Source organism: Methylobacterium jeotgali (assembly GCF_022179345.1).
GTDB lineage: Bacteria > Pseudomonadota > Alphaproteobacteria > Rhizobiales > Beijerinckiaceae > Methylobacterium > Methylobacterium jeotgali.
The window spans coordinates 1-4,648 of sequence record NZ_BPQR01000072.1; the positions used below are offsets into that span (position 1 = coordinate 1).

The window sequence follows — 4,648 nt, forward strand, 5'->3', positions numbered from 1 at the left end:
GGCTACGCCGACAACCGCGGCTGGCGCGGTTGTCGGCGTAGCCGCCGCGGTATCCGCCGACGCCCGGGTTGTAGCCCGGATTGACGTTGCTGGGACCGAAGCCCGGCTTGTAGGCGCCGCCGTTGTAGCCGCCGACAGCCGCTGCGCCCGGCCCGCCCGCGCGCTGGCCGCCGCCGAGACCGCCACCGAAGCCGCCGACGAACCCGCCGCCCTTCGGGGCTCCGGCGAAGCCGCCCCCGCCCCCGCCGAAGCCGCCACCGACATGTGCGCCCGCACCGCCACCGCCGCCCGCGAGAATCTCGGCCTTCGTCGTCTGTGCGTCCGCGACGGCGGGAAGAAGCATCAGGGCGCCCGCCAGCGCTCCCGCGACGGTCAATGTGCGTGTCATGAAAGTCACCTCGATTGACAAAGTCTCTACCGAGGTGAACGCGAGCCGCGCCGATTTAGTTCGCGCGCGATTCAATGCGTCTCTTGGCGCCTCATGCGCGCCCGGCGAGAAAGGCGAGCACCGCCTCGCGATGCTGCTTGGCGCCCACCGCCGTCCCGTGGTCCTTGTCGGCCAGCTCCACGGCCCGCGCGTCCGGCATCAGCGCCGCCAGCGGCGCCGGCGATCCCGCGACCGTATCGAGCGTGCCGACGCTGACCAGAGCCGGAACCTCGATCGTGGCGATCTCGGCCCGCGACAGCGTCTGGCGCGAGCCCCGCATGCAGGCGGCGAGCGCGCGCAGGTCACTCTTCGTCTGCTCGGCGAAGATGCGGAAGGCCCGCGCGGTCGGGTCGGAGATCGGCTCGCCGGCCGGCGCCTCCAGGGCGTCGGCGATGCCGGAAGGCAGGCCCTTCCCCTCGACGAGGTGCATGCCGAGGCCGCCGAGCATCATCGAGCGCACCCGCGCCGGGCTCTCGACGGTGAGGAAGGCGGCGATCCGCGCGCCCATGGAGTAGCCCATCACGTCGGCTCGCTCGATGCCGAGATGGTCGAGGAGGCGCCGCGCGTCGCTCGCCATCAGGTCCGAGCCGTACTGCGCGGGGTCGTAGAGCTTTCCGCTCTGGCCGTGGCCGCGGTTGTCCAGCGCGATCGTCCGGTAGCCGGCCTGGGTCAGGGTGCGCACCCAGGCGGTGTTCACCCAGTTCACCGCGTGGTTCGAGGCGAAGCCGTGGATGAGCAGCACCGGATCGCCGGTTCCGCCCGTTGCGGGCACGTCGATATAGGCGATCTCGACCCCGTCCGAATCGAATGTCTGCACGGCCTGTCCGTCCCGTCCGCGTTGGCGATGCGCGCCGCATAGAGCCCCGCGCCGGTCGGAGCAACGCGGAAACGCTTGCGGGCGAAAGGCTTGGCTGGCATCCCCTTGCCGATGAAGGACACCCAGCCCTACGGTACCTACGCGCCGTCCGGTCTCGTCGCCCGCATCGCCGAACGCACGGGCCGGCTGTCGCCCGAGAGCTGGCGCGGGCGCCGCCTCGCCATGCTGCTGCGGCGGATCGCGATCACGCTCCTCCAGGGCAGGCCCCTCGACGTGGAGCGGCTCGGCGCGCGGATGCGGCTGCACCCCTACAACAACAACTGCGAGAAGAAGGTGCTCTTCACCCCGCAGTTCTTCGACCCGAAGGAGCGCGCAATCCTGCGCGAGCGCCTTCCGGACGACTGCGTCTTCCTCGACATCGGTGCCAATGTTGGCGCCTACGCGCTGTTCGTGGCGGGCTTCAGCGGGCCGGGCGCCCGCATCCTCGCCGTCGAGCCGCAGCCCGACGTGTTCGAGCGGCTGATCTACAACATCGCCCAGAACCCGTTCCATACGGTCAAGGCGGTGGCCTGCGCGGTGGCGGACAAGGCCGGCGAGCTGACCCTGTTCATCGATCCGCGCAACCGGGGCGAGTCGAGCCTCAAGATCGTCGGCACCAACGAGGGCGCCCGTATCCGGGTGCCGGCGGTGACGCTGCTCGATCTGGTGCGCGGCGAGGGCATCGAGCGGATCGACGCGATCAAGCTCGACGTCGAGGGCGCCGAGGACCTGATCCTCGAGCCGTTCCTGCGGGAGGCGCCCGCGTCGCTCCTTCCCGCGCTCCTCGTCATCGAGAACGGCACGGACCAGTGGCAGGTCGACCTGCCGCATCTCCTCGAGAACCACGGCTACCGGGAGATCGCCCGCACCCGCCTGAACCTCGTCTTCGAGCGCGGTCCCGTGCCCGCGGGCGCTACGGCCGCGTGACGACGCTCACCGGCTCGGCGAGCGCGATGCCCTCCGCGCCGACCCGGCATTGAAAGGCGAACACCTCGACGCCGCCGTCGCGCGCTTCGCGGAAGGCGCGGTCGAAGGCCGGGTCGATGTCGCGGGCGGTGTCGAAGCGCTCGGCCCGCATCTGCACCACGACGATCAGGACCGCCCGGCCGCCCGCGCGCACCACCTCGGCGAGCTCGCGCATGTGCTTCGCGCTGCGCGCGGCCTTGCAGTCCGGGAACTCGGCGAGCCCGGCCTCACGCATCATGTGGCAGTTCTTCACCTCGACGTGGCACGGCGTCAGCCCCGGTCCTGTGGCGAGGAAGTCGACCCGGCTGGCGGTGCCGTAGGCGACCTCCGGCCGCAGCGTGTCGTAGCCCGCGAGCATGGGCAGCCGTCCGTCGCGAAAGGCCTCGGCGACGAGGTGGTTCGGCCGGCTCGTGTTGATCCCGACCCATTGCGGTCCGCCGGGCAGGTCCGCCTCGACGATCTCCCAAGAATAGGCGAGCTTGCGCGCCGGGTTGGTGGAGCGCGAGAGCAGCACCCGCGCCTCCGGCGCGAGCAGGCCGAGCATGGCGCCGGGATTAGCGCAATGCGCAGTGGTCTCGGTGCCGTCACCGAGCCGGACATCGGCGAGGAAGCGCTTGTAGCGGCGCAGGAGGCGGGCCTCGATCAGCGGCTCGGCGAAGATCATCCCGCCCGTATGGCCGAGCCTGGAGGCGCGCGCTACTTCGCCGGGGGTCCCCACCCGTCACGGACCCGTCATGTCGAGCGAGACCGCCCCCGTCACCGCCGCGATCCTGGTGATCGGCGACGAGATCCTGTCGGGCCGCACCAAGGACCGCAACATCGGCACCATCGCCGATTTCCTGACGGCGCTCGGCATCGACCTGCGCGAGGTGCGCATCGTGCCCGACGAGGAGCCGGCGATCGTCGAGGCCGTCAACGCACTCCGCGCGCGCCACAGCTACCTCTTCACGACGGGCGGCATCGGGCCGACCCATGACGACATCACCGCCGACAGCGTCGCCCGCGCCTTCGGCGTCGGCATCGACATCGACGAGCGTGCCCGCGCCATGCTGCTGGAGCGGCACCGGCCGGAGGACCTCAACCCGGCGCGGCTGCGCATGGCCCGCATCCCCTTCGGCGCCGATCTCATCCCGAACCCGGTCTCGAAGGCGCCGGGCTTCCACATCGGCAACGTGTTCGTCATGGCCGGGGTACCCTCGATCATGCAGGCGATGCTCGACGCGGTCGGCCCCAAGCTCCAGACCGGCGTGCGGATGCTGTCAGAGACCGTCGAGGCCGGCGGCCTGCCGGAGGGTGCCTTCGCGGGAGACCTCGCGACGATCGCCGCCGAGCACGGCGCGGTCTCGATCGGCTCCTACCCGTCGATGACCGAGAGCGGCTTCCGCAACCGGATCGTGGTGCGCGGGCGGGACGGGGAGGCGGTGGCCTCGGCCCGCACCGCTATCGAGGCGCTTGTGGAGCGGCTCAAGAGATAATCGGTGCGGGAGGGAGCGATGGAGCGGTCCGAGGAGCACGACGTCGTCGAGGACGTCGAGGAGATCGTGCGGCCGGACGCCATCGTCCTGCACGAGGTCATCCGCCGGGAGGGCGACGAGGAGCTTCGCCGGCGGGCGAGCGCGCTGTTCCTGTCCGCGATCGCGGCGGGCCTGAGCATGGGTCTGTCGCTGATCGTGCCCGGCGTGCTGAAGGCGCATCTGCCCAAGGCCGACTGGACGACGCTCGTGACCACCATGGGCTACTCGGTCGGCTTCCTCGTCGTGGTGCTCGGGCGGCAGCAGCTCTTCACCGAGAACACCATCACCCCGATCCTGCCGCTGCTTCACGACCGCTCGGTGAAGACCTTCCTGAAGGTCGCGCGGCTCTGGGGCATCGTGCTCGCCGGCAACATCCTGGCGACGCTCCTCATCGCCTGGGTGCTGGCCTACTCGGACGCCTTCGAGCCGAAGGTGAAGGAGGCCTTCGCCGAGACGAGCTGGCACGCGGTCGCGCACCCGTTCTGGACGACCGTGACCAAGGCGGTGGTGGCCGGCTGGATGATCGCGCTCATGGTCTGGATCCTGCCCGCCACGGGGCCGGGGGCGCCGCTGGTGATCGGGCTGATGACCTGGCTCGTCTCGATGTGCGGGCTCTCGCACGTGGTCGCGGGCTCGATCGAGGCGTTCTACCTCGTCGCGACGGGCGCGATCCCGATGGCCGACTATCTCGGCCGCTTCTTCGTGCCGACGCTCCTCGGCAACGTCTTCGGCGGCGTCACCCTGGTCGCCGCGCTCAACTACGGGCAGGTCGCCCCCGACATGGAGGAGAAGGGCGTCCCTTCGTCCGCCCGCTGATGGCGGTTTACCTCACGTATGTTGCGGTTGCGGCGGCGGATGCGACGGGTGTGATGGCGGCGGAGAAGA

5 protein-coding genes and 1 pseudogene are annotated in these 4,648 nt (G+C 70.8%); 3 read left to right on the forward strand and 3 right to left on the reverse strand.

Features of this window, described 5'->3' with window-relative positions; all coding sequences use genetic code 11:
- Both MFF04_RS18365 and MFF04_RS18370 read right to left on the reverse strand, forming a co-directional pair.
- A pseudogene (locus MFF04_RS18365) lies at positions 1 to 388 on the reverse strand (BA14K family protein); the annotation flags it as partial.
- Between the two features lie 91 nt (positions 389 to 479).
- On the reverse strand, positions 480 to 1,244 hold the full coding sequence (locus MFF04_RS18370; protein ID WP_238277938.1) for an alpha/beta fold hydrolase: 765 nt from the start codon (positions 1,242 to 1,244) through the stop codon (positions 480 to 482).
- A 111-nt stretch (positions 1,245 to 1,355) separates the two neighbouring features.
- Between MFF04_RS18370 and MFF04_RS18375 the strand changes: the two genes are divergently transcribed.
- Entirely contained in the window at positions 1,356 to 2,210 is an 855-nt protein-coding gene (locus tag MFF04_RS18375; RefSeq protein WP_238277946.1) for an FkbM family methyltransferase, read from the forward strand.
- Here the strand turns inward: MFF04_RS18375 and sfsA are convergent.
- Positions 2,197 to 2,913 carry a DNA/RNA nuclease SfsA gene (sfsA, locus tag MFF04_RS18380; RefSeq protein ID WP_238277941.1) on the reverse strand — a complete coding sequence of 239 codons (717 nt, stop codon included), beginning with the start codon at positions 2,911 to 2,913 and terminating at the stop codon, positions 2,197 to 2,199. The two genes, MFF04_RS18375 and sfsA, sit on opposite strands and share 14 nt — an antisense overlap.
- A 70-nt stretch (positions 2,914 to 2,983) precedes the next feature.
- Between sfsA and MFF04_RS18385 the strand changes: the two genes are divergently transcribed.
- Entirely contained in the window at positions 2,984 to 3,724 is a 741-nt protein-coding gene (locus MFF04_RS18385) for a competence/damage-inducible protein A (RefSeq protein ID WP_238277942.1), read from the forward strand.
- 18 nt (positions 3,725 to 3,742) lie between these two features.
- Positions 3,743 to 4,579 (forward strand): formate/nitrite transporter family protein, encoded by an 837-nt coding sequence (locus MFF04_RS18390; RefSeq protein ID WP_238277944.1) that lies wholly within the window; start codon positions 3,743 to 3,745, stop codon positions 4,577 to 4,579.
- Positions 4,580 to 4,648: the final 69 nt, after the last annotated feature.

Bases quoted from the DNA above. Each gene is read 5' to 3' on its own strand.
- MFF04_RS18375 (WP_238277946.1), top strand. From the start codon at position 1,356: ATGAAGGACACCCAGCCCTACGGTACCTACGCGCCGTCCGGTCTCGTC.
- sfsA (WP_238277941.1), bottom strand. From the start codon at position 2,913: ATGATCTTCGCCGAGCCGCTGATCGAGGCCCGCCTCCTGCGCCGCTAC.
- MFF04_RS18385 (WP_238277942.1), top strand. From the start codon at position 2,984: ATGTCGAGCGAGACCGCCCCCGTCACCGCCGCGATCCTGGTGATCGGC.
- MFF04_RS18390 (WP_238277944.1), top strand. From the start codon at position 3,743: ATGGAGCGGTCCGAGGAGCACGACGTCGTCGAGGACGTCGAGGAGATC.